A 1,796-nucleotide genomic window follows, 5' to 3' on the forward strand; every position below is an offset into this window, starting at 1 on the left:
TTTCATCATATTTTATAATATTACAGCCAGCATATAAACCAGCCGTTGATATAACTTTACAAAATATAAATAACTATGATTATTTTATAAATTATGAAAATAATAAATATATTTTATATATAGATAAAGAACCTATTATAACGTTCAATAGCAAAGAAGAAATATATAAATTAGGTTTAACTTTGAAAAGAGAATGATTAAATGAAAAAAAATATATTTAATCTATTGGGAGTTTTAATACTATTTGTTTGTATAAATTTGACACCAGGAATGTATAATACAGAATTCTTAAATAATATTGAAAACATTAAAATTGAAAAAAATGGTATAGAACCAAAAGCAGATGTTATTTATTATGTACATACAACATTAAATGGCATTAGAATGTATAGATTATGGAATCAGACACAAAATAGATATGAAGGCACATGGTCTATATGTGATTGTAAATAAATTATATCTATACATAAGTCTTCTTGTGATAAAATTTAAAATCACAGAAGACTTTTCTATTATAAGAAAAATGTTAAACGTATTAATCAGTTGTAAACATATCCATTATAAATTACTGCACTTGTTCTACAAGCATCAATAATAGAGAAATAAAATAACAGCTTACAATATTGTATGTAAGCTGTTATTTATTAATTTCCTTAAATAATAAAATACTATATAAAATTTAAAGATTATATTTTAATATTCACATATTTTCTATATAATCACATTAATATTTTATAGAAAAATTCTTATTAAAACAATTTATTTATATTAATGTATCAAAAACAATATTTTTTCTAAGTATAAAGTTGCAATAGCTTCAATAATATTTCTATGATTATAATAAAACTTTATAAATATAAATAAACCCTTATCATATATACTATAATTATCATATAATATATCTAAAATCTTTTCTCTGGTTGATACATCTGTAACTCCATTTTCAATACACTTTAAAACTTCAACACTCGAAAGTAATATTTGACTTGAAAGATTTAATATTTTTTCTGTACATCATTAAGCTTATATTCTAAAAATACATTTTTTACAATTGGAAAAACTACTTTTTTGAAAAACTAATACCATAACCTCTTTCTTTTGAACGTCTTAATGCTTCCAATGCTATTTTTTTATCTAAATGCTTCTTTGGATGTTATACTTGTTAATTGTATATTTAATATTAATACCTAACTTTCTTATAATTGTCTATAATTATGCTGCTTTCTTTTATAAGTTTCTGGCACATATAATCAGAAAAATTACCTATATGTGCTTGTTCGCCTGTTAAGCCAAATTGAAACTTCATCCAATTATAAGCTTCATTTCTTGTCATTATTTTATTTTTCCATATTTCATCAAAAGCTCTATGTGCTTTTATTCTTTTGTTTCTTAATTCACTATCTGCTAATGTACCTTTTGGAATATTAGTACCAGGTATTACTCCTACATACGCATTACACTCTGGATAATTTGAACATACATATAATTTATCAACTCTTGACTTTTCTCCATATACATAACTTCCATCTCTAAGAACTGCTGTTCTGCCACAATAAGGACATTTTATTATTTTATTATTTTTTCTATTACTCTTCATAATATAATTCACTTCCTTTTTACATTAGCCGGCTATATATAAATTTTAAAAAAATTTAAAAATAAAATCTACAAATTTTAAAAATTAATGGCTTAAATTTGTACCCAAATTATGTTAACTAATTTCAAAATACTTAAAAAAAGACAAAAAATAAAAGCCATACAAACAAGCTCTGTTATAATACATATTAATTTAAATC

Annotated in this window: 3 protein-coding genes; 2 read left to right on the forward strand and 1 reads right to left on the reverse strand. The window is 22.0% G+C overall.

All coding sequences use genetic code 11. The features are described 5' to 3' along the window. Positions 1–197: hypothetical protein (locus B5E58_RS13605; RefSeq protein ID WP_158097778.1), on the forward strand; the 197-nt coding region annotated here is incomplete at its 5' end. 4 nt (positions 198–201) lie between these two features. Then, positions 202–453, forward strand: a complete 252-nt coding sequence (locus B5E58_RS13165) for a hypothetical protein (RefSeq protein WP_088110090.1) — start codon at positions 202–204, stop codon at positions 451–453. A 727-nt stretch (positions 454–1,180) separates the two neighbouring features. Here B5E58_RS13165 and B5E58_RS13170 read toward each other — a convergent pair. Then, positions 1,181–1,597 carry a zinc-finger-containing protein gene (locus tag B5E58_RS13170; RefSeq protein WP_088110091.1) on the reverse strand — a complete coding sequence of 139 codons (417 nt, stop codon included), beginning with the start codon at positions 1,595–1,597 and terminating at the stop codon, positions 1,181–1,183. Between the last annotated feature and the right edge of the window lie 199 nt (positions 1,598–1,796).

It is taken from the genome of Tyzzerella sp. An114 (assembly GCF_002161055.1).
Lineage (GTDB): Bacteria > Bacillota > Clostridia > Lachnospirales > Anaerotignaceae > Fimicola > Fimicola cottocaccae.